16 protein-coding genes are annotated in these 20,698 nt (G+C 68.6%); 9 read left to right on the top strand and 7 right to left on the bottom strand.

Translation table 11 applies throughout. The annotated features are described in order from the left end of the window. Window positions 1-50: 50 nt before the first annotated feature. The 4 genes from ASE34_RS00080 (at window position 51) to ASE34_RS18070 (ending at window position 5,882) form a co-directional block, all read left to right on the top strand. Complete coding sequence (locus tag ASE34_RS00080; RefSeq protein WP_056275257.1) at window positions 51-1,748, top strand: long-chain-fatty-acid--CoA ligase; 1,698 nt, start codon at window positions 51-53, stop codon at window positions 1,746-1,748. Window positions 1,749-1,803: 55 nt separating this feature from the next. Then, on the top strand, window positions 1,804-2,799 hold the full coding sequence (locus ASE34_RS00075; protein WP_056275254.1) for a LacI family DNA-binding transcriptional regulator: 996 nt from the start codon (window positions 1,804-1,806) through the stop codon (window positions 2,797-2,799). A gap of 89 nt (window positions 2,800-2,888) precedes the next feature. Continuing rightward, the gene (locus tag ASE34_RS00070; RefSeq protein ID WP_056275251.1) at window positions 2,889-4,520 is read left to right on the top strand and encodes a fucose isomerase; all 1,632 of its coding nucleotides are present in this window, start codon (window positions 2,889-2,891) and stop codon (window positions 4,518-4,520) included. A 153-nt stretch (window positions 4,521-4,673) separates the two neighbouring features. After that, the gene (locus ASE34_RS18070; RefSeq protein ID WP_235567390.1) at window positions 4,674-5,882 is read left to right on the top strand and encodes an endo-beta-N-acetylglucosaminidase H; all 1,209 of its coding nucleotides are present in this window, start codon (window positions 4,674-4,676) and stop codon (window positions 5,880-5,882) included. A gap of 19 nt (window positions 5,883-5,901) precedes the next feature. On the opposite strand, the gene ASE34_RS00060 is transcribed toward ASE34_RS18070, so the two are convergent. The 4 genes from ASE34_RS00060 to ASE34_RS00045 are packed head-to-tail and all read right to left on the bottom strand — an operon-like array spanning window position 5,902 to window position 12,373. Continuing rightward, entirely contained in the window at window positions 5,902-9,213 is a 3,312-nt protein-coding gene (locus tag ASE34_RS00060; RefSeq protein WP_056275248.1) for a GH92 family glycosyl hydrolase, read from the bottom strand. Beyond that, window positions 9,210-10,145, bottom strand: coding sequence for a carbohydrate ABC transporter permease (locus ASE34_RS00055; RefSeq protein ID WP_198032348.1), 936 nt, complete (start codon window positions 10,143-10,145; stop codon window positions 9,210-9,212). The genes ASE34_RS00060 and ASE34_RS00055 overlap by 4 nt, the downstream gene beginning before the upstream one ends. After that, window positions 10,142-11,029 carry a carbohydrate ABC transporter permease gene (locus tag ASE34_RS00050; RefSeq protein WP_056275245.1) on the bottom strand — a complete coding sequence of 296 codons (888 nt, stop codon included), beginning with the start codon at window positions 11,027-11,029 and terminating at the stop codon, window positions 10,142-10,144. Before ASE34_RS00050 ends, ASE34_RS00055 begins: the two co-directional genes overlap by 4 nt. Before the next feature lie 42 nt (window positions 11,030-11,071). Beyond that, on the bottom strand, window positions 11,072-12,373 hold the full coding sequence (locus tag ASE34_RS00045; protein WP_072592042.1) for an ABC transporter substrate-binding protein: 1,302 nt from the start codon (window positions 12,371-12,373) through the stop codon (window positions 11,072-11,074). A 212-nt stretch (window positions 12,374-12,585) separates the two neighbouring features. Here ASE34_RS00045 and ASE34_RS00040 point away from each other — a divergent pair, with 212 nt between their 5' ends. Next, the gene (locus ASE34_RS00040) at window positions 12,586-13,896 is read left to right on the top strand and encodes a glycoside hydrolase 5 family protein (protein ID WP_056275238.1); all 1,311 of its coding nucleotides are present in this window, start codon (window positions 12,586-12,588) and stop codon (window positions 13,894-13,896) included. A 30-nt stretch (window positions 13,897-13,926) separates the two neighbouring features. On the opposite strand, the gene ASE34_RS00035 is transcribed toward ASE34_RS00040, so the two are convergent. Next, window positions 13,927-14,958 carry a LacI family DNA-binding transcriptional regulator gene (locus ASE34_RS00035; RefSeq protein ID WP_053098044.1) on the bottom strand — a complete coding sequence of 344 codons (1,032 nt, stop codon included), beginning with the start codon at window positions 14,956-14,958 and terminating at the stop codon, window positions 13,927-13,929. A gap of 189 nt (window positions 14,959-15,147) precedes the next feature. Here ASE34_RS00035 and ASE34_RS00030 point away from each other — a divergent pair, with 189 nt between their 5' ends. From ASE34_RS00030 to ASE34_RS00020, 3 genes are all read left to right on the top strand, one after another. Next, window positions 15,148-18,141: an alpha-mannosidase gene (locus ASE34_RS00030; RefSeq protein ID WP_056275235.1), complete on the top strand. Its 2,994-nt coding sequence runs from the start codon at window positions 15,148-15,150 to the stop codon at window positions 18,139-18,141. Window positions 18,142-18,266: 125 nt separating this feature from the next. After that, window positions 18,267-18,761 (top strand): hypothetical protein, encoded by a 495-nt coding sequence (locus ASE34_RS00025; RefSeq protein ID WP_056275232.1) that lies wholly within the window; start codon window positions 18,267-18,269, stop codon window positions 18,759-18,761. 69 nt (window positions 18,762-18,830) lie between these two features. After that, complete coding sequence (locus ASE34_RS00020; RefSeq protein WP_056275229.1) at window positions 18,831-19,241, top strand: MmcQ/YjbR family DNA-binding protein; 411 nt, start codon at window positions 18,831-18,833, stop codon at window positions 19,239-19,241. Between the two features lie 22 nt (window positions 19,242-19,263). Here ASE34_RS00020 and ASE34_RS00015 read toward each other — a convergent pair whose 3' ends face one another. Next, complete coding sequence (locus ASE34_RS00015; protein ID WP_056275225.1) at window positions 19,264-19,920, bottom strand: hypothetical protein; 657 nt, start codon at window positions 19,918-19,920, stop codon at window positions 19,264-19,266. Continuing rightward, complete coding sequence (locus ASE34_RS00010) at window positions 19,917-20,462, bottom strand: MarR family winged helix-turn-helix transcriptional regulator (protein WP_082586439.1); 546 nt, start codon at window positions 20,460-20,462, stop codon at window positions 19,917-19,919. The genes ASE34_RS00015 and ASE34_RS00010 overlap by 4 nt, the downstream gene beginning before the upstream one ends. A gap of 49 nt (window positions 20,463-20,511) precedes the next feature. Between ASE34_RS00010 and ASE34_RS18065 the strand changes: the two genes are divergently transcribed. Continuing rightward, the coding region (locus ASE34_RS18065) for a hypothetical protein (protein WP_235567387.1) at window positions 20,512-20,698 on the top strand (187 nt) is incomplete at its 3' end.

Raw genomic sequence — 20,698 nt, 5'->3', positions numbered from 1 at the left:
GCGCCGCGTGGGGCGGGCCGGCTCACAGCCGGTCGGGGCAGGATGGACCCATGTCCGACTCCCCGTATGAATCCCGGCCATGGCTCGACTCCTACGCGGACGGTGTGCCCGCCGAGATCGACGCTCCGACGCAGACGCTGCCGGAGATGATGTCGGCGAGCATCGCCGCTTTCGCTCGTCGACCGGCGCTCGAGTTCTTCGGTGCGGTCACGACCTACCGCGAGCTCGGCGACCAGATCGCACGCGCTGCCGAGGGGCTGAGGCGCCTGGGCGTGCACAAGGGCGACCGGGTCGCCCTCGTGCTGCCGAACTGCCCGCAGCACGTCGTGGCGTTCTACGCGGCGCTGCGCCTGGGAGCGATCGTCGTCGAGCACAACCCGCTCTACACGGCGAGGGAGCTGCGGCACCAGTTCGAGGATCACGGAGCGAAGGTCGCGATCGTCTGGGACAAGACGGTCGACACGATCGCCGAGTTCCCCTCCGATCTGCGAGTCGAGCACATCGTGAGCGTCGACCTCACCGAGGCGATGCCCGCCGCTCAGCGGATGCTGCTGCGCCTGCCCATCCCGAAGGCGCGCGCGGCGCGCGCGAAGCTGACGGCCACCCCGCGGACACGGCGAGCAGTGGCCTGGAGGAAGCTGGTCGACCATCGGCCGCTCTCGCGCAAGGTCGCCGGCCCGAGGCTCGACGACACCGCCCTGCTGCAGTACACGAGCGGAACCACGGGCACGCCCAAAGGCGCGATCCTCACTCACGCGAACCTGCGCGCCAACGCGATGCAGGGCCAGGCATGGGTGCCCGGTCTGGTCGACGGCGAGGAGACGTTCTACGGCGTGCTGCCGCTGTTCCACGCCTACGGCATGACGCTGTGCCTGACCTTCGCGATGAGCATCGGCGCGAAGCTGGTGCTCTTCCCGACGTTCGACCTCGGCCTGGTCACGAAGGCGGCCCGCACCAGTCCGCCCACGTTCCTGCCCGCGGTCCCGCCGATCTATGACCAGCTCGCCCGAGCCGCATCGCGGGGGACCATCGACCTCTCGACCGTCCGATTCGCCATCTCCGGGGCGATGAGCCTTCCCGTCGCGACAGTGCAGCGGTGGGAGGAGGCCACCGGCGGTCTGCTCGTCGAGGGCTATGGCATGACCGAGAGCTCGCCCGTCGCGCTCGGCAACCCGATGGGCAGGAGCAGGCGCCCTGGCACGGTCGGAGTGCCCTTCCCGAGCACCGAGATCCGCGTCGTCGACCCCGCCGACACCGACGTCGACCTGCCCGTCGGCGAACGAGGCGAGCTGCTCATCCGCGGCCCGCAGGTCTTCCAGGGGTACTGGCGCCGTCCCGGCGACACCGCCGATGTCCTGCTGTCTGACGGATGGCTGCGCACAGGCGACATCGCCGAGGTCTCGGTCGACGGCTTCGTCACGATCGTCGACCGCCTCAAGGAGCTCATCATCACGGGCGGCTTCAACGTGTCGCCCAGTGAGGTCGAGGACGCGCTCGAGGCGCACCCGGACGTGGTCGCGGCCGCGGTCGTCGGCCTTCCGCGGTCGAGCGGGGGAGAGGAGATCGCCGCTGCGGTCGTGCTCCGCGAGGGAGCTGTGCTCGACACCGGTGCGCTGCGCGACTTCTGCCGCACGCGGCTGACGCCCTACAAGGTGCCCAAGCGCATCACGGTCGTCGACGAGCTGCCCCGCTCGCTCATCGGAAAGGTCCTGCGCAGGCAGGTGCGGGATCGGATGCTGGCCGACTGACGCGCCGGCGCAGACGAACTCTCCGTGGCGACCTGAAACCGGTTACAGTGTGCCGATGGCCACGATCTACGATGTCGCTCGACTCGCGCAGGTCTCGCCCGCCACCGTCTCGCGGGTGTTCAACGGCACCAGCGTCTCCGCCGCGAAGGTCGAGGCGGTGCGCCGGGCCGCCGAGCAGCTGCGTTTCACGCCCAACCGCACGGCTCGCAATCTGCGGCGGCAGAGGTCCGAGGTCATCGGGCTGGTGATCCCCGACATCGAGAACCCCTACTTCACCGAGATGGCCAGAGGCGTCGAGGACGTCGCGTCCGAGGCCGGATACTCGGTCGTGCTCTGCAACTCCGACTCGCAGCCCGAGAAGGAGACGACCTACCTCCAGATCGCGGTATCCGAGCACATGTCGGGTGTGATCATCGCCCCCGCGTCCGAACGCACGAGGCTCGACGGCATCCTCGACACGGGGCGCCCCGTCGTCGCCGTCGATCGGCATACGGTCTACGACGTCGACGGTGTGGTCATGGCCAATCGCGAGGCCGGGGCATCGGCCACCGAAGCGCTGCTCGCCGCCGGATTCCGGAGGGTCGCGTACATCGGCGGTCCGGAGGGGATCGACACGGCCGCAGAGCGCGCTGCCGGCTGGCGGTCTGCGCTCGCGGCGCGCGCCCCCGAGGTCGATGCCGATGAGCTGCTGCGCTTCGCGACCTTCCGCGTCGACGGAGGCAGGGGCGCCATGGAAGAGCTGCTCGCGCTCCCGGAGCCGCCGGACGCGGTGGTGGCGGGGAACAACCTGATCGGCGTCGGTGCGATCCAGGTGCTGACGGAGCACGGCCTGACCCCGCCGCGGGTCGGCGTGGCGGTGATCGGCTCGCTGCCGTTCACCACCCTCTCGCCCACAGCGGTGACCGTCGTGCGCCTCCCGGCACGCGAGATGGGAGTCCGGGCGGCGCGGATGCTGCTCGAGCGCATCGGTGGGGCCGGTGGTCCGTCGCGCACCGTGGTGCTGCCGGCCGAGGTCCAGCCCGCCCGCGCGGGCGCGACCGCCACGCACTGACGCAGACGACGCTCTGTCCTACTGCTTGCGTGCTGAAACCGATTTCACGTACAGTTGCAGGACACGTGCGATCAAGGAGGACGCGAGTCATGACCTATACCCTGCCGACGACGGCATCCCGACCGGTGTCCGCGCCGAAGACCGCGTACCTGATCGCCTCCGGCGACCTGCGCGAAGCCGCGAACACGGGCGGCTGGCCCGTGCAGGTCGAACTCGAAGCGGGCGTCACCGGCGTCTTCGAACAGCTCGGCTGGAGCGTCGTCCGAGCCAACGACGTCGATCCCGAGACCGGCCACGGCTTCATCTCGAGCCAGCGCATGGGCCTCGAGGTCTTCAAGAGCATCCCGACGGATGCTCCGCTGATCGTCGCCGAGGCCGTGTGGCAGTACTCGCACCACGTGCTCGCAGGACTGCGCACCCACGAGGGGCCGATCCTCACGGTCGCGAACTTCGCCGGGGACTGGCCCGGCCTGGTCGGACTCCTCGGCCTCAACGCCGGCCTCACCAAGATGGGCAAGCCCTATTCCACGATCTGGTCGGTCGACTTCACCGACGACTGGTTCACGAGCGGCATCAGGGAGTGGACGGAGATCGGGTCGATCACCCATGACGCCTCGCATGTGCGTCCTCTGCCCGAGCTGCCGGACAGCCCCGAGAAGCAGCTGGGTGAGGCGCTCGCCGCCGAGCTGCGCGCCGAGAAGGCCATCATCGGCGTCTTCGACGAGGGCTGCATGGGCATGTACAACGCGATCTTCGACGACGAGCTGCTCAACCAGACGGGCATCTACAAGGAGCGCCTCTCGCAGTCCGCGCTGTACGCCGAGATGCTCGAGGTCGGCGAGGATGAGGCGGATGCCGCCTACGACTGGCTGATCGACGCCGGCATGACCTTCCGCTACGGCGAGGATGCCGCCACCGAGCTGACCCGTGAGCAGGTGCAGTGGCAGCTGAAGATGTATATCGCCGCACTCCGCATCGCCGACGATTTCGGGCTCGACGCTGTCGGCATCCAGTACCAGCAGGGCCTGAAGGACCTCGTCCCTGCATCGGACCTCGCCGAGGGCATCCTGAATTCGACCGAGCGCCCTCCCGTCACCTCTCGCGACGGTTCGCGCGTGCTGCACGACGGCCGGGCCTTCCCGCACTTCAACGAGGCTGACGAAGGGGTGGCGGTCGACGCCCTCGTCACCGACCGCGTCTGGCGCGCCATGGGTCTGGTGCCCGACAACACCCTGCACGACGTGCGCTGGGGCGAGGACTTCGACGGAGAGTTCGTCTGGGTCTACGAGATCTCGGGCTCGGTGCCCGCCTCGCATCTCGGCGGATGGCAGAACGCCGAGGGCTGGCGACAGGGTCACGTCTTCTTCCCTGCGGGCGGCGCCACGATCAACGGCGTCTCGAAGCCGGGCGAGATCGTGCTGTCGCGCGTGTTCATCGCCGACGGCATCCTGCAGGCCGACATCTTCCGCGCCTCCGTGGTGGAGCTGCCTGCGGAGGAGACGCAGCGACGCAAGGATGCCACGAACCCGGAGTGGCCGATCGCGCACGTCGTGCTGCACGGCATCTCGCGCGACCAGTTCATGGCCCGCCACAAGGCCAACCACGCGCAGCTCGTCTATGCGCCCGACGCCGAGACGGCCGACAAGGCATTGATCGCGAAGGCCGCGATGTTCGCGGGCATGGGCATCCAGGTCAATCTCGTCGGAGATGTGACCATCTGAGCGGAGGGATCCAGGCGGTCGAGAAGGGGCGGATGCTGCGGCATCCGCCCCTTCTTCTCTGCCTTCCCGTCCTATCACTTAAGCGCTATAGTCGGCGACAGGTCGCGACGGCGCGACCGGATTCGACAACGACGCCGAAGGAGACGATCAGTCATGAGCCAGAACGTCAGGAATCACCGGTTCCGAAAGGGCATCGCCGGTCTCGGAGTGCTCGCCACCGCTGCTGCCGGCATGCTCGCCGGAACCACGGGTGCCGCCGCCGACACGACCGAGCCGGTCGACCCGCAGCTCGCCGTGTACGTCGAGGTGAACTCGAACGATTTAGCCAACGTCGCCGACTACACCCTTGCCGAGTCCGGAGACGCCGCCATCGACATGGCCATGATCTTCGCCGCCAACATCAACTACGACGGCGAGAAGGCGTACCTGCACTTCAACGAGCGGGTCACCGAGACGCTCGACGACGCCGAGACGCAGATCCGTCCGGTGCAGGAGAACGGCACCAAGGTGCTGCTCTCGGTGCTCGGCAACCATCAGGGTGCGGGATTCGCGAACTTCACCTCCTATGCGCAGGCGGATGCGTTCGCCGCGCAGCTCGCCGACGCCGTGACGACCTATGGTCTCGACGGCATCGACTTCGACGACGAGTGGACCGAATACGGGGCGAACGGCACCCCGCAGCCCAACCCGCAGTCGTTCGGATGGCTGGCCACGGCGCTGCGCGACCGTCTCGGACCCGACAAGATCATCAGTCTGTATGCGATCGGTCCGAGCTACACGACGACCGACTTCACGCTGTTCGACGCGGCCGGCGTGCTCGACTACGCCTGGAACCCGTACTACCCGACCTATGACGCGCCCACCGTTCCGGGGCTGGAGGACCGCACCCGACTCGGGGCAGCGGCGATCGACCTCTCGAACACGAGCGCCGCGACGGCGGAGGACTTCGCGACCCGCACGGTCGCCGACGGCTACGGCGTCTATGTCGCCTACAACCTCACCGCGACCGATCAGTCGGCCTATCTCTCGGGCATCACCGAGGCGCTGAAGGGCGAGGCGACGGAGTACCGGGCAGCGCCTCGCGACACCACCTCGCCGACCGTCACGATCAAGGACGGCGCGCGATTCACCAAGGTCGAGACCGACGGCAGCTACCAGCGCGTGAGCTACAAGCTCTTCGACGAAGGCAAGATCGACCGGCTCTCCGTGAACGGGGTCGTCAAGGACCTCGCGGACAACGCGTGGAGCGACCTGAACTTCGTGAAGCCCGGTGTCTTCGGTGCGGTCGTGGGGGAGAACACTCTGCAGGTGGTCGACGTCGCCGGCAACGTCACCGAGCTCTCGTTCGTCCTGTCGAAGTGACGACGCGCGCTCGAGGCCATCACCCGAGGTCGAAGACCTCGATCTGACGGATCGTGACCTCGGCATCCGCTCGCAGGCGGATCGCCGGGGTCACGACGCGCGACACCAGCTCGAACGGGGTCGTGCGATCGGCCGGGAGTTCCGCGTCGTAGGTGGTCGGAGCCGCCGCCCAGCATCCGTCCGCGTCGAGGATCTCCCATCGCAGCCGAGACGACGGGGCGCCGGTGGCCATCGTCACTGTGAGATCGGAGACCGCGCGCGGCTCGGCGAAACGCCATCCTGCCCATTCGCCCGCCGCCAGGACGACGCCGCTCGAACCGCTCGGGTCGCTCCGGTCGCTCGGGTCGCCGTCGTCGAACAGGCGGTCCGCATCGATGACGGATGCGGACGCGATGACGCCTCCTGTGTCTGCCGTGAGATCGCGGCACCAGGGCGCGATCTCATCCGTCATCCGCTCACCCGTCTCGAGAGCATCCGCGGGCTCGGTTCCGAAGACCAGTTCGAGCTCGACGTCCCCGACGAGAGCATCCCCGGCGAGCGCATCCCCGACGAGGGCGTCGACGGGAAGTTCGGCCCTGGGCAGGTCGACCCCGTCGAGCCGGGCACGCTGCAGCACGTGCGCTCCCGGCTCTCGGCGATGAGAGCGGATGCGCAGCGGGCGGCCGTCCGCGCGATCGACGCGGATGTCGTCGAAGAGGGGCGAGCCGATCCGCAGCACGCCGGACGCGAGCTCGAGCGGGTAGAGACCGAGCGCGGCCCACAGCCACCAGGCGCTCATCTCGCCGTTGTCCTCGTCGCCGGGGAAGCCCTGTCCGATGTGGGCGCCTGCGAAGAGACGCCCGGCCAGCTCGTGCACGATCGCGCCGGCTCGCCACGGCCGGTCGCTGAACGCGTACATGAAGGGGATGTGATGGGCGGGCTGATTCGAGATCGCGCACATGCCCGAGCGCAGGGCCCGCGCCTCGCGCTGCTCGTGGATGACGGTGCCGTACGCCCCGCCGAATCGCTCGTCGGCGGTCTCCGGCTCGGCGAAGAGCGCGTCGAGGTGCTGTCCGAAGGCCCCACGTCCGCCGTGCAGCGCGGCGAGGCCGGCGCCGTCGTGCACGGCGCCCACCGACATGCCCCAGGCGTTCGTCTCGACGTTGTCGCCTCCCCAGGTGCGCGGGTCGAACTCGGGGGCGTGGTCGCCGTCGGCATCCCTGCCGCGGAGGAACCCGGATTCCGAGTCGAAGAGTGTGCGATACGACCGTGCGCGGTTGGCGAAATAGCGGGCGAACGAGCGGTAGCGAGCGGCATCGCGGTCGGAGCCGGGAGCGGCTGCGCGTTCGGCCTCGAGGGCCAGCTGCTCGGCGAACCGGCCCAGCGCCGCGTCGCTCACCGCGTTCTCGACGGTCCAGCTCATGCCCTCCGGCACCTCGGACGAGATGTAGCCGGTGAAGCGTCCGCGTGCGATGCCCTTGCGGCCGCGCCGAGCATCGGGCCCGGGTTCGCAGGCGTTGCGCCATCCGCTCTCGAACGCCTCCGCCCGGTCGAACGCCACGCCCCACCGGGCGGCATCGGCGAAGATCTGGTCGCTGGAGGTGCCGACCATGCTGTCGACATATCCGGGCGCGCTCCACCGCGCCATCCACCCTCCGCGACGGTACTGCTCGAGCTGGCCGTCGAGCAGTCTGCCGGTCAGCCAGGGATCGAGCAGCGCGAGCGCCGGCCACTCGGTGCGATAGGTGTCCCAATAGCCGTTGTTCACGATGAGCTCGCCGTCGACGATCGGCGCGCTCGTCTCACTCTCCCCGAACGGCGCGCGTGGGGCGAACACGTCGGCGAAGCGATGCCGCGGCGCCTCTGCAGTGCCGGCATTCTCGGCGGCGGAGTTCGGATACAGGTGCATCCGATGCAATGCGGCGGCGATCCGGTTCCGATTCTCCTCGTCGGCCAATCGGCGATACGGGGTCTCGGATGCGTCGAGCGGCGGGATCGTCACGCGGCCCAGCACCCGGTTCCAGGAGGCTGCGGCTTCCGCTCGCAACTCGTCATATGCGATGCCCGGAGGGCACTCGATCTCGAGACTGAGTCTGGCCTGCTCCACCGACAGGAATGACACGGCCACGCGCACCTCGAGCGACCCGTCGCCGGCGACGTAGCCCGCGACCCGCGCCCGTCCGTCGTCGTCGAGGGCGCCGTGCAGACTCGTCGCAGGGTCGCCCTCGCCATGCAGCACGGCGCCCGCGAAGTAGCAGCGGGGGGAGTTGCCCCAGTCCTCGGATCCCTCGGGCGTCCACCCCTCGAAGCCACCGCCGTCGGTCCAGTGCAGTTCGCCGTCATCGGTGGGCTGATCGATCACGAAGCCGACGATCGCGTCAGTGTCTGCGCCATGCACGCGGAAGGCGGCGGTGTGCGACGTCGCGGTCATCTCCACGCGCAGACCATCACCGAGATCGGCGGCGTACTCGTGGGGGCGTGCTCGCTCGGTGCCCGGGGCGATCCACCGGCGGCGCGCGGCGCGCTCGGAGGCCGGATGCCCGTCGAACGGCATGAGCTGGAGCACCGAGCGGTCGCCGATCCACGGACTCGGCTGGTGCGAGAACTGCAGGGCCTCGAGGCGTCGCCCGGGTGGATCGTCGTGGATGCTCGGCCGATACGGCCAGCGCGTGTCCGAGGCATCGGTCGCCGCGGTGACGAAGGTGAAGCCGTGCGGCACGGCGACGGCGGGGATGGTGTTGCCCCGCGAGAAGCGCGGGCCCGAGTGGCTGCCGCGACGAGTGTCCACTCGCTCGACCGGTGGCGGGTCGGCGACGGCATGCTGCTGCTCGACCTGCTCCTCGACCAGGACCTGCACGAATCCCGTGACGCGCGGCGGCAGTCCGCTCATCCCCGCCAGCGATCCGCTGCCGAGCACCAGCTCGACGGTGGCGGAGGTGCGCGGGGCCGAGCCGGAGAGCATCGGCGCCAGCGACACGGTGTCGGCGTTCCACTGCTCGGGCATGCTCCAGCGCGCCGCGAACTGGGCATCGGCGGTCATGGCGAAGTCGTACCGGTCACGCACGGCGGCTGTCTCGCCGAGCCGCGCGCCGTCTCCGCGGACATCGACGGTCACCGCGAGGGCGGCATGCGGAGCCAGGGTCGCCGCGTCGCCGTCTGCGTAGAACGCCCAGTGCAGCAGAGTGTCTGGGCTGATCGCGACGTCCGCGAGTCCGGGAACATCGATCCGCTGTTCGCCCGCTGACGGATCGAACGAGTAGGCGAACACCTCACCGCGGAGCACGCCGGAGTGAGGGCGGGACGACGGAGGATCGGCGGGTCCGTCGGCGGGCGTGAGCTGGGCGTCGCTCACCCCTTGACCGCGCCCTCCTGCACGCCCTTGAAGAAGAACCGCTGCGTGAACGAGAACATGATGACGATCGGCACGAGGGCGATCATGGTGCCCGCCGCGATCAGGCGCGGGTCGACCGAGAAGCTGCTGTTGAGGTAGGCCATGCCGACGGTGAGCGTGTACTTCGACGGATCGGAGAGCACGATGAGGGGCCAGAGGTAGTCGTCCCAGGCGCCGATGAAGGCGAAGATCGCGACCACCGAGACCATGCCGCGGATGTTGGGCCACACGATGTGACGGATGCGCTGCCAGGTCGTCGCTCCGTCGACCGTCGCGGCGTCCAGCACGTCCTTCGGGATCATGCGGCAGGCGGTGGCCACGAGCAGCACGTTCATCGCGCTGATGGCGCCGGGCAGGAACACGCCCCACAGGGTGTCGGCGAGGCCGAGCGAGCGGATGGTGAGGAAGTTGCTCGTCACCGTGACCTCGCCGGGGAAGAGCAGGGTCGAGAGCAGGATGGCCATGACGATCCACTTGCCGCGGAACCGCATGCATCCGAGAGCGTAGCCCGCGAAGGTCGCGAGCACCACGTTGCTGACGACGGTGCCCACCGAGACGAGCAGCGAGTGCCAGGCGTAGAGGTACACCGGCACGATCTCGGCGACCGTGGCGTAGTTCTGCAGCGTCGGCTCGCGGGGGATCAGGTTGGGCGGGAACGAGTAGATGTTCTCCTGCGGACCCTTGAACGACGTCGAGAGCTGCCAGAGGAACGGGCCGATGACGAGCACCAGCACGAGCAGCAGCAGCGCATAGCGGCCGATGAGCCCGCCGAGCGTCGGCTTGCTGAAGTCGCCGGAACCGCGGCGGCGGAAGATGGGTTCGCGCGTGGTCGCAGCCGGCTGATCGTCAGGGCGACGGTCGTCGTCGATGCGGGGCGGAGTGAGGGTGCTCATGCGGAGACCTTCGCCTTCTTCTCGCGATTCATGACGGCGATCGCGGCCAGCGGGATGAGGGTGAGGAGGAACAGCGCGACGCTGATCGCCGAGGCGTAGCCGATGTTGCCGTTCAGGCCGGAGCCGACCTGGCGGATCAGCATGACCAGCGACATGTCGTATCCACCGGGACCTCCGGTGCTCTTGGAGAGCACGTCGAGCTCGGCGAACACTCTCATCGCCGAGACGGCGATGAGCACCGCGATGAGGAGCATCGCTCCGCGCACCGATGGGATCGTCACCGACAGGAAGCGACGGAACGAGCCGGCGCCGTCGAGCATGGCGGCCTCGTGCAGCTCCTTGCCGACATTGCCGAGCGCGGCGAGGTACACGACCATGTAGTAGCCGAGACCCTTCCACACCGTGAGCAGGATCGCGCAGCCGAGCAGCAGCCACCGGTCGACGAGGAACGCCATGGGCTTGTCGACGAGGCCGAGGAACTCGAGCGTCTGGTTGATGATGCCGCGGCTGTCGAACAGCCAGGTCCAGATCAGGGCGACGACGACGACCGAGGCGATGACGGGGAAGTAGAAGGTGGTGCGGAAGAACGCGATGCCCGGCAGCTTCTTCTGCACGAGCAGGGCGAGCAGCAGGGGAAGGATCGTGAGCAACGGCACGCAGACGACCACGTAGATGATGCACGTGGTGAGGGCGTTCCAGAACATCTCGTCGCCGAACATCCGCTCGTAGTTCGCGGCGCCGACGAACTCGGGAGTCCGCAGAGGACGTGCGTCCGTGAAGCTCAGGAAGACGGTGTTGAGGAACGGCCAGAGCGCGAACACCAGCACCCAGACGACGGCGGGGCCGAGGAGCAGCCAGGGGGTGAACCACCGGTGCGATCGCATGGTCGTCCTCCGGCTCCGGATGCTGGTGTGCGCGCTCATGGCTTACTGGTCCACGCGGTTCGCGTTGGCGTACTCGACGATCTTGTCGAGCTGCTCCTGCGCGTCGGCCTCGCCGTTGACGGCGAGCGCGATCTGCTGGGTCATGTACGTCGCCATGTCGGAGGTCCACTGGAACGGGATCGCCTTGGCGTCTTCCATGGCTGTGAACACGGTGTCGATCGCGGAGAGCTGCTTCTCGTCGGTGATCGACGAGGAGATGTTCTCGACGACGGCGTCGCCGCCCGCGGAGGTGCCGGGAGCGGTGCCGACGGCGAGCGATGAGAACGCGACCTGGTTCTCCTCGTTCGTCGCGAACTCGGCGAACGCGAGGGCGGCCTCCTTGTTGTCGGAGTCGGCCGAGACGTTCAGTCCCTGCACGTAGAGCGGCGGGATGCCCAGTCGCTGCGTGGCGACCGTGTTCTCGAGCAGCGCGGGCGCGTCCTTCGCGAGGTCGGTCGTGAAACCAGTGCCACCGGTCGTGAAGGCCACCTTCTCCTGGATGTACGCCTCGGCGTTTCCGCCGTAGTCGCCGGTCAGCGCCTCGGCCGGCATGGCTCCGGCCGCGTACGCGTCGGCGTACTTCTCGATGATGGCCGCGGCCTCGTCGGTGTTGAAGTCGAACTCGCCGTCGTCGTTGATGACCTCCATGCCCGCCGACGTGAACGTGTCGAGTGCCGGGATCGATGACAGCAGCTGGACCTTGCCGCCGGACTCGGTCGCGACGTCCTTCGCGAGGGTGAGCAGCTCGTCGACCGTCGTCGGGAGGTTGTCCTCGGTGACGCCGTAGGGGGCGAGCTGAGCGAGGTTCCACCATGATGCGTCGCTGGACAGGTACCAGGGCAGACCGTACGTGCCGTCGACACCCGGGTACTGGCTGTAGGCATCCCATGCGCCGGTGTTGTATGCCGACTTCAGGTCGGGGTCGGCTGTCTCGAGGTCGACGAGCTTGCCGGCGGCGACGAGCGGGTAGGCGATGTCGGGCGGCAGGTTCAGCACGTCGGGCAGCGTGTCGGCGTTCGCCTGGCTCAGGATCTTCTCCTGGTAGCCGTCGCCCGGCTGGTCGAGCCACTCGACCGTGACCTCCGGGTGCTCCTTCTCGAACGCGTCGATCAGGTCTTCGAAGTAGGGCGTGAACTTCTCGTTCTTCAGCGACCAGGTCTGGAACTGGATCGTCCCGCTCAGCTCGCCGGAGGTGTCGATCGGTCCGTCGGCACCGGATGTGGCACCGCCTCCGGTGCAGCCGGCGAGCGCCATGGCGCCGATCGTGAATGTTGCCAGAGCGACAATGCGTGCGGGAACTTTCATCGTGCTTCTTCCTCGAGGCGGGCGATTGGCGGTATCCGTCCAACGGACTACAACGCTTTAGCAGATGAAACCATCCGATCCCGTCGCTGTCAAGGTCTCGAGGCTGCGTGCATCGGCGGGCCGCGGTATTCCGGGTAGCGGTCCGTTGCTCAAGCGTTATAGTGGTGCGACCACGTCCTCGTCGGAGGGCTCTGTCGGAAAGGTCCGGACACATGACGCAGCGCCGCGCTCTCGATGCTCGCCTGAGATTCGGGGCGAACTACACGCCGTCGAAGGACTGGATGCACTCCTGGTTCGACTTCACCCCCGACGATGTGCGCAGGGACTTCGCGGCGCTCGCCGAGCTCGGTCTCGATCACGTCCGGGTCTTCCCGTTGTGGACGGTGCTGCAGCCGAACCGTACTCTGATCCGCCCGAAGGCGATCGACGACGTCCGCTCGATGGTCGACATCGGCGCCGAGTTCGGGCTCGACGTCAGCGTCGACGTGATCCAGGGGCACCTGTCGAGCTTCGACTTCGTCCCGTCATGGTTGTACACCTGGCACGACCGCAACATGTTCACCGATCCGAAGGCGCTCAGCGGGCAGGTCGACCTCGTTCAGACGCTGGCCGGTGCGCTGCGCGATGCGCCGAACTTCCTCGGCCTGACGCTGGGCAACGAGACGAATCAGTTCTCGGCGCACACGCACCCGTCCCCGTGGCCCGTGACGATCGACGAGGCAGGGCACTGGATCGAGTCGCTGCTCTCCGCGGCCGAGGGCGCGGCCCCCGGTCTCTCGCACGTGCACAGCGAGTACGACGCGGTCTGGTACATGGACGGGCACGGCTTCACCCCCGCGCACGCGTCTCGGCTGGGCGAGATGACCACCATCCACTCCTGGATCTTCAACGGCACGGCTCAGCGCTACGGCGGCCGTTCGGTCGCCTCCGACCGCCACGCCGAGTACCTCATCGAGCTCTCGCGCGCCTTCGCGACGGATCGGGATCGACCGGTCTGGCTGCAGGAGGTCGGCGCTCCGTCGAACTGCCTCGACGAGAGCGAGATGCCCGGATTCCTCGAGGCGACCCTGCGATCCGCGGTGCGCACCGAGAACCTCTGGGGCGTGACCTGGTGGTGCTCGCACGATGTGAGCCGCGAGCTCGGCGACTTCCCCGAACTGGAGTACTCGCTGGGCCTGGTCGATCAGAGCGGTGCGGCCAAGCCGATCGGCCGCCGGTTCGCCGAGCTGATCCCCGAACTGCGCGAACGGGCGGCCACGCCGGAGCGGGACACGGCCATCGTCGTCGAGGTCGACGAGCGCGAGGTGCCGGTGAGCCGGGCGGCGCTGAGCCCCGGCGGTGCCGTGTTCCAGGCGTGGGTGGATGCCTGCGAGCGCGGGCTCGACCCCGCCTTCGTGACGTCTCAGACGGTGCGCGACGACGCGGCGCTCGCCGCGCGCGGCATCCGTCACCTCATCCGTCCTGATCTGTCGACGAGCGGTGTCGACCCCTACGGCTCCGTCAACACCGTCGTCAGCGGCTGAGCGCGACGCCGTAGCGGCCGAAGGGCTCCGTCAGGACGCGGCCGTCGGCGGGGCGGTGCTCTCGCGGGCGGTGAGCGTCGGCGTCGGGCCCTGCGCGCTCGGGAGGTTGGTCCCGGCGACGATCTGCTGCAGCAGCAGTGTCGCGGCCTGCTCGCCGAGCTCGAACGTGTCGCGGGTCATCGCGGTGATCGACGGATTGATCAGGCCGGCGATGACGGAGTCGTCGAAGGAGGCGATCGACACGTCGCGGGGCACCGCGCGGCCCATCTCCTGAGCGACGCGGAGGCCGGCGACGGCCATCACATCGTTGTCGTACACGATCGCCGTCGGGCGGGGCCTCGCGGAGAGCAGCGATCGCGTGACCGCGGATGCGCGTGCGGGGGAGAAGTCCGTCGTGATCACTTCGCTCGAGACGCCGTCCGCAGCCATGCGATCGAGCACCTCGGCACGCAGCCGGGTGTGCTCGAGTTCGGCGGGACCCGCCACGTAGGCGATGCGGGTGTGTCCGAGCGCGGCGAGGTACGAGAAGAGGGTCTCGGCCACCTCGTCGTCGGCGATCCAGACGCTCGGCACCGCTCCGTCGGGTGAGGGCTTGGAGCCGATCAACACGGCGCGGGCGTCGAGGGCTGCGATCCGGTCGCTGCGCGGGTCGTCGTCGCGGGGGTCGATGAGGATGATGCCGTCGACCTGGTTCGACGAGCGCCACTGCCGATGCACCTCCATCTCCTCGGCGATGTCGGTGACCAGCCGCAGCTGCAGGCTGACCTTGCTCTCCGACAGCCGGGATTCGATGCCCGCGATGAGGTCGGTGAAGAAGGCCTCGGAGCCCAGCGAACGGGCGGGGCGTGCGAGCGCGAAGCCGACCGTGTTGGCACGGGCTCCCACGAGGGCGCGTGCCGCCGAGCTCGGCTGCCAGTGGTTCTCCTCGACGATCGCGAGGATCCGCTGGCGCGTCTCGTCGCTCACCCCCGGGCGTCCGTTGAGCGCGAACGAGACTGCTCCGGGCGAGACTCCGGCCATGCGCGCGATGTCCGCGATGGTGACGCGTTTGGCCGAGGTCATGGGCCTCACACTACTTGATCGGTTTAGCCGCTCGGTAGCCGCACGACAGGGGTCTGACACGCTCGGTGCGAGATTCACTAGATCGCTTTAGTAAATCCGATAGCATTGTCGGCACCTGCCCGAGAATCGGGCTCCAGTCGCGCACAACGCATATGCACCACTCACCGTCGAGCCCGGAGAACCAGATACATGCATGACGACACCTCGCTCACCGTCGGCCGCGTCAAGAGGGTGCTCGACGAGCGCATCCGCCCGGCCGTCCACTCGGCCGCCGTCCCCCTCACCGTCGAGGTCAACCAGATCCCCGGCGAGCCGATCAGTCCCGCTGACGGGCTCGCACTGGACTTCGCCCCGGCATCCGTGCCGAGCATGTGGGGTCCTGCCTGGTCGACGACCTGGTTCAAGATCACCGGCGCAGTGCCCGCCGACTGGGCGGGCCGTCGGGTCGAGGCCGTCATCGACCTCGGGTTCGACATCAACATGCCCGGCTTCCAGTGCGAGGCGCTCGTCTACCGGCCGGACGGAACACCGGTGAAGAGCATCAACCCACGCAATCAGTGGCTGCCGATCACCGAGACCGCGCACGGCGACGAGCCGGTCGAGCTCTACCTCGAGGCGGCCGCCAACCCGGTTCTGCTCGACTACCACCCCTTCCTGCCGACGCAGGAGGGCGACATCCGCACGTCCTCCCGCGAACCGCTCTATCGCACCCGCCGCATCGACCTCGCCGTCTTCGAGCAGGAGGTGTTCGAGCTGTCCCTCGACCTCGAGGTCCTGTTCGAGCTCCAGGCCGAGCTGCCGGCGACCTCGCCGCGACGGATGCAGATCCTGCAGGCGATGGACGATGCCCTCGACGTGCTCGACCTGCAGCACATCGTCGAGACCGCTGCCGATGCCCGAGCTCGACTGGCGCCGGCGCTCGCGGCGCCCGCCGAGGCCAGCGCCCACCGCATCTCGGCGATCGGACATGCGCACATCGACTCGGCCTGGCTGTGGCCGGTGCGCGAGACGATCCGCAAGGTCGCCCGTACCACGTCGTCGATGGCGACGCTGATCGACGAGCAGCCCGATTTCCTGTACGGGATGTCGAGCGCGCAGCAGTACGCGTGGCTCAAGGAGCACCGGCCCGAGGTCTACTCCCGGGTCAAGGCCGCGGTCGCGGACGGGCGATTCCTGCCGCTCGGCGGCATGTGGGTCGAATCCGACACCGTGATGCCGTCCGGCGAGTCGCTCGTGCGCCAGTTCTCGTTCGGTCAGCGGTTCTTCGAACGCGAGTTCGGCATCCGCTCGAAGGGCGTCTGGCTGCCGGACAGCTTCGGATACTCGCCCGCGCTGCCGCAGCTCATGCGCCGGGCCGGGTTCGAGTGGTTCTTCACGCAGAAGATCTCGTGGAATCAGCAGAACGTGTTCCCGCACCACAGCTTCCTCTGGGAGGGCATCGACGGCTCGCAGGTGTTCACGCACTTCCCGTCGATGGACACGTACAACTCGCAGCTGAGCGGCATGGAAGTCGCCAAGGCATCTCGTCAGTTCAAGGAGAACCGCGTGACGTCGCGGTCGATCGCACCGGTGGGCTGGGGCGATGGGGGCGGTGGCACCACGCGCGAGATGACCGGCAAGGCGAAGCGCCTCGAGAACCTCGAGGGCAGCGCGCGGGTCGTCTGGGAGCACCCGGACACCTTCTTCGAGGCGGCCAGGGCCGAGCTGCCGAACCCGGCCGTGTGGGTCGGCGAGCTCTATCTCGAACTCCACCGCGGAACGCTCACCAGCCAGCACGCCACCAAGGCGCTGCACCGGTGGTGCGAGCACGCACTCGTCGAGGCGGAGCTGTGGGCGGCGACGGATGCCGTGCGCACCGGCGCCGCATATCCCCAGGCCGAATTCGACCGCCTGTGGGAGACGGTGCTGCTGCACGAGTTCCACGACATCCTGCCCGGCACCTCGATCGCCTGGGTGCATCGTGAGGCCGTCGAGGTCCTCTCGCGCGTGCTCGCCGATGCGCAGGCGCTCGCCGACGCCGCGCGCCGCTCCCTCGCCGGAGAAGGCGAGCGCGAGCTGCGGTTCGTGCCGACCTCGGTCGGCGGCGGTCGTGCCCTCGGCGCCGGCTTCGTCGAGGCGCCGGCCCCGGCATCCGTCCTGCTCGCAGGAGAAGACGGCGGCTGGCGGCTCGAGAACGAGCTGGTCTCCGTGCTGATCTCCGCCGAGGGACTCGTCGTCTCGGCGGTGGACAAGGCGTCCGGCCGAGAGGCGGTGGCCGAGGGGCGGGCGGCGAACCTGTTCCAGCTGCACCAGGACTTCCCGAACATGTGGGACGCCTGGGACATCGATCGCTACTACCGCAACAGCGTCGACGACCTCACCACGGTCGCATCGATCTCGGCATCCGTCATCGACGGGGTCGCGACCGTCATCGTGACCCGGGCGTTCTCGGAGTCGACGATCGAGCAGACCATCACGCTCGCGCCGGGCGAGCGCACCGTGCTGTTGCGCAACGACGTGGACTGGCACGAGACCGAGAAGCTGCTCAAGCTGGCGTTCCCGCTCGACATCCAGGCCACGCACACCGAGGCCGAGACGCAGTTCGGCTACCAGTCGCGGGTGACGCACACGAACACCAGCTGGGAGGCTGCGAAGTTCGAGACCTCGATGCACCGTTTCGTGCTGGTGCGCGAGCAGGACTTCGGTGTAGCGCTCGTCAATGACTCGATCTACGGGTACGACACCTCGCGCGAGGTCTCGGACGACGCGGTCGCGACCACCGTGCGGCTCTCGCTGCTGCGCGCACCGCGGTTCCCCGATCCCGACACCGATCACGGGCACCACGAGATCACGATCGGCTTCGTGATCGGAGCCGATGCGGCGATCGCGACGACCGAGGGGATCCGACTCAACACCGCGCCGACGGTCGTGCACGGCGAGCGCGAAGTCGCGCCTCTCGTGTCCGTCGACGGCGACGGCATCGTGGTGTCGGGCGTGAAGCTCGCGGACGATGGCTCCGGTGACGTCATCGTCCGTCTCTACGAGGCGCTCGGTCGCCGCGCCGTCGGTTCGCTGGTCGCCGACTTCGAGCACAGGGAGATCCGTGAGGTCTCGCTGATCGAGGATGCGATCGACGACCCGCGCGTCGGCGGAGAGCTGCGCCTGCGGCCGTTCGAGGTGCGGACGCTGCGCATCGTGCGGTGAGGCAGCCGTGAGGATGTCCTCCGACCGGCATCCTCCGCGCAAGAACCCATGGCGGGCGGGGATCCCCGAGCGGATACTCGGTTACACGAGTGGCCGATGGGGAGCCCCGACCGAAGGAGTACGACATGGATCAGTACCTGTGGGTTCTGAAGGACAAGGAGCGCGACCTCATCCGCGAGCTCGAGCCTGAGCGACTGGCGGAACTCGACGAGGACGGCCTGCTCGCCCTGCACAAACGGGTCAGGCGGGCCCGCAACAAGCACACGACGAACTATCGGCGCGGTGCGGCGGAGCGCGTCGAGCAGGCGGGCGGTCGAGGTGCCGCAGCCGCCGGGTCGGACAAGGCCCGCGGCCGGGCCTATGTGTTCGAGGAGGCGCTCTCGATCATCAGCGCAGAACTCGCCCGCGTGGCTCATGAGCAGGCGGAGGAGCTCAAGGACGAGAGGCTGGCCCGCGCCCGTGAGGGCAGATGGAGTGGACCGGGCTCCGAGGCGCCCTTCGATGAGGGCGCAGGAGCGGGACGGATGCGGGAGCATCAGCAGACCACCGGTGGCGTGAAACGAGACGCCTCGAGCCGCGCCCAGGGTGCGCGTCGACAGGCGAAGCGCGACTCGCGCTGAACGCCACCCGAGGGGCGGCGAGCGGATGCGGCCATTGTGGCGGCCGCCTCACGGGAGGACGATGGGCGGATGGCGACCGTCGATGATGTCCGTGAGATCGCTCTCGCGCTGCCCGGTGTGAGCGAGCGTGTGGGCGGACACACCGGCGAGCCCTCCTGGCGCCTGGCGAGCGGTCAGATCGCCTGGGTGCGCGGGCCGAGCAAGGTCGATCTGCGGCAGCTCGCCGACCTCGGGCTCGACTGGCCGGAGGGACCGGTGCTGGGCGTGCGAGTCGGCAGCCTCGATGAGAAGGCGGCATTGCTCGCCGCAGAGCCCGAAGGACTGTTCTCCATTCCGCACTTCGACGGGTACCCCGGTGTGCTGGTGCAGCTCGATGCGATCGAGCGCGACCGGCTGGCGGAGATCATCGCGGACGCCTGGCTGGTGCGGGCTCCGGTGCTCGTCGCGAAGCAGTGGCTCGCGGACCGCGGGTTGGACTGACCACTCCGCGATCAGGCCTCGTTCAGGCCGCGACGAGGAACGGGCGGGCGGCGTCGAGGAACGCGCGCGGGTCGTCGGCCCACAGGCGGATGCGGTCGACCTGATGAGTCCCGCCCTTCGGCGCGAGGCCGGGGAGCCGGATCGCGACGGGGCGTTCGAGTTCGATCTCGATGTTGGTCTCGTCCTGCATCCGCTCGGCGTACTCCGAACCGATGACCCGCGGCTGCTTGGGCTCATCGACGCGACGACTGATCGCGATCGACGCGATGTCGGCCCAGCCGATCGGCACGTCCAGCTCGAGTCCGCTGCGCACCCGGACGCCGTCGGGCCCCACGGCGTGCGGGCGCATGAGCATCGCGCACAGCAGACCGACCATCCAGGTGACGCCCCAGATCCCGAGCACCAGCAGAGTGATCCGCACGACGGGCCACTGATGCACGATCAGGTCGAGGATCGGGATCTCGACAGCGGAGAGGCCGATGAAGATGAACAGCACGGTGAGCACGGGACGGTGATAGCCGATCCCTGTGCCGCCCTTCGGGACTGCGGGACGGCGGGCGATCGCCCGCGCGATGCTCGAGTAGACGCGAAGCTCGGCGACCCATGCGCGATGGAGGAAGGTGAGGATGCGCGCGATCGGGGTCGGGCTCGGAGCGGTCGTCTGCAGATGCTCGGTCATGGCGTGCCCTCCGGTGTCGGTGTCGGTGCCGGTGCCGGTGCCGGTGCCGGGGCCGGTGTCGGCACCGGTGTGGGTACGGGTGCGGGTGTGGGTGCGGGTGCGGGTGCGCTCGCCGCGGAGGTGACGAGGTTCTCGAGATGCGTGGCGACAGCTGTCAGGCCACGCTCGACCGCGGCGCGGTCGTCGGGGGCGATCGCGTTCAGCAGCGTCTCATTGAGCTGCGCGTGCTCCTCCTGCATCTGCGACATGGTCTCGAGGGCGGTCGAGGTGAGCTCGACCAGCACGGCGCGGCGGTCGGAGGGATGGGGGGTGCGACGGACGTGACCTGAGCCCTCGAGTGCGTCCACGAGAGCGGTGATGTTGCGAGGTGTCACCCCGCAGAGGGTGGCGAGGGTCTGCTGCGTCGACGGACCGGTGTGCTGCAGGACCCACAGGAGGTGCACACGGGTCGGTGTGAGATCCGTGCCGGCGAACGCGCGGGCCATGTCCTTCTGGAACAGGTCGGCGATCTGAAGGAGGCGGTCGACGAAGAGGGGTTCCATGTGGTTACCCTATTACATTGTTACCTCTGTTCACAATAGGCGTCGCCTGATGGCATGCACCCTGCTCTGTGCCATTCTGGGAGATTGGAATACGGATCTGATCTGGGGTAATTCGAGGTCGTTTCGGGTCTCGGATGTCGGTGGCCCGGGGTTGACTGGGGGTATGAACAGCACTGCGGAGCTTCTGGATCGGGTCATCGCCGACCTCGACACGGTGCTGTCCGATGACGCGCTGG

Source organism: Microbacterium sp. Root280D1, from assembly GCF_001428975.1.
Classification (GTDB): Bacteria; Actinomycetota; Actinomycetes; order Actinomycetales; family Microbacteriaceae; genus Microbacterium.
Note: the sequence above shows the minus strand (reverse complement) of the source record. Positions and strands in the feature narration are given on the sequence as shown.

Excerpts from the sequence above, each read along its gene's own strand:
- ASE34_RS00080 (WP_056275257.1), top strand. The coding sequence starts at position 51 with ATGTCCGACTCCCCGTATGAATCCCGGCCATGGCTCGACTCCTACGCG.
- ASE34_RS00075 (WP_056275254.1), top strand. The coding sequence starts at position 1,804 with ATGGCCACGATCTACGATGTCGCTCGACTCGCGCAGGTCTCGCCCGCC.
- ASE34_RS00070 (WP_056275251.1), top strand. The coding sequence starts at position 2,889 with ATGACCTATACCCTGCCGACGACGGCATCCCGACCGGTGTCCGCGCCG.
- ASE34_RS18070 (WP_235567390.1), top strand. The coding sequence starts at position 4,674 with ATGAGCCAGAACGTCAGGAATCACCGGTTCCGAAAGGGCATCGCCGGT.
- ASE34_RS00055 (WP_198032348.1), bottom strand. The coding sequence starts at position 10,145 with ATGAGCACCCTCACTCCGCCCCGCATCGACGACGACCGTCGCCCTGAC.
- ASE34_RS00050 (WP_056275245.1), bottom strand. The coding sequence starts at position 11,029 with ATGCGATCGCACCGGTGGTTCACCCCCTGGCTGCTCCTCGGCCCCGCC.
- ASE34_RS00045 (WP_072592042.1), bottom strand. The coding sequence starts at position 12,373 with ATGAAAGTTCCCGCACGCATTGTCGCTCTGGCAACATTCACGATCGGC.
- ASE34_RS00040 (WP_056275238.1), top strand. The coding sequence starts at position 12,586 with ATGACGCAGCGCCGCGCTCTCGATGCTCGCCTGAGATTCGGGGCGAAC.
- ASE34_RS00035 (WP_053098044.1), bottom strand. The coding sequence starts at position 14,958 with ATGACCTCGGCCAAACGCGTCACCATCGCGGACATCGCGCGCATGGCC.
- ASE34_RS00030 (WP_056275235.1), top strand. The coding sequence starts at position 15,148 with ATGCATGACGACACCTCGCTCACCGTCGGCCGCGTCAAGAGGGTGCTC.
- ASE34_RS00025 (WP_056275232.1), top strand. The coding sequence starts at position 18,267 with ATGGATCAGTACCTGTGGGTTCTGAAGGACAAGGAGCGCGACCTCATC.
- ASE34_RS00020 (WP_056275229.1), top strand. The coding sequence starts at position 18,831 with ATGGCGACCGTCGATGATGTCCGTGAGATCGCTCTCGCGCTGCCCGGT.
- ASE34_RS00015 (WP_056275225.1), bottom strand. The coding sequence starts at position 19,920 with ATGACCGAGCATCTGCAGACGACCGCTCCGAGCCCGACCCCGATCGCG.
- ASE34_RS00010 (WP_082586439.1), bottom strand. The coding sequence starts at position 20,462 with ATGGAACCCCTCTTCGTCGACCGCCTCCTTCAGATCGCCGACCTGTTC.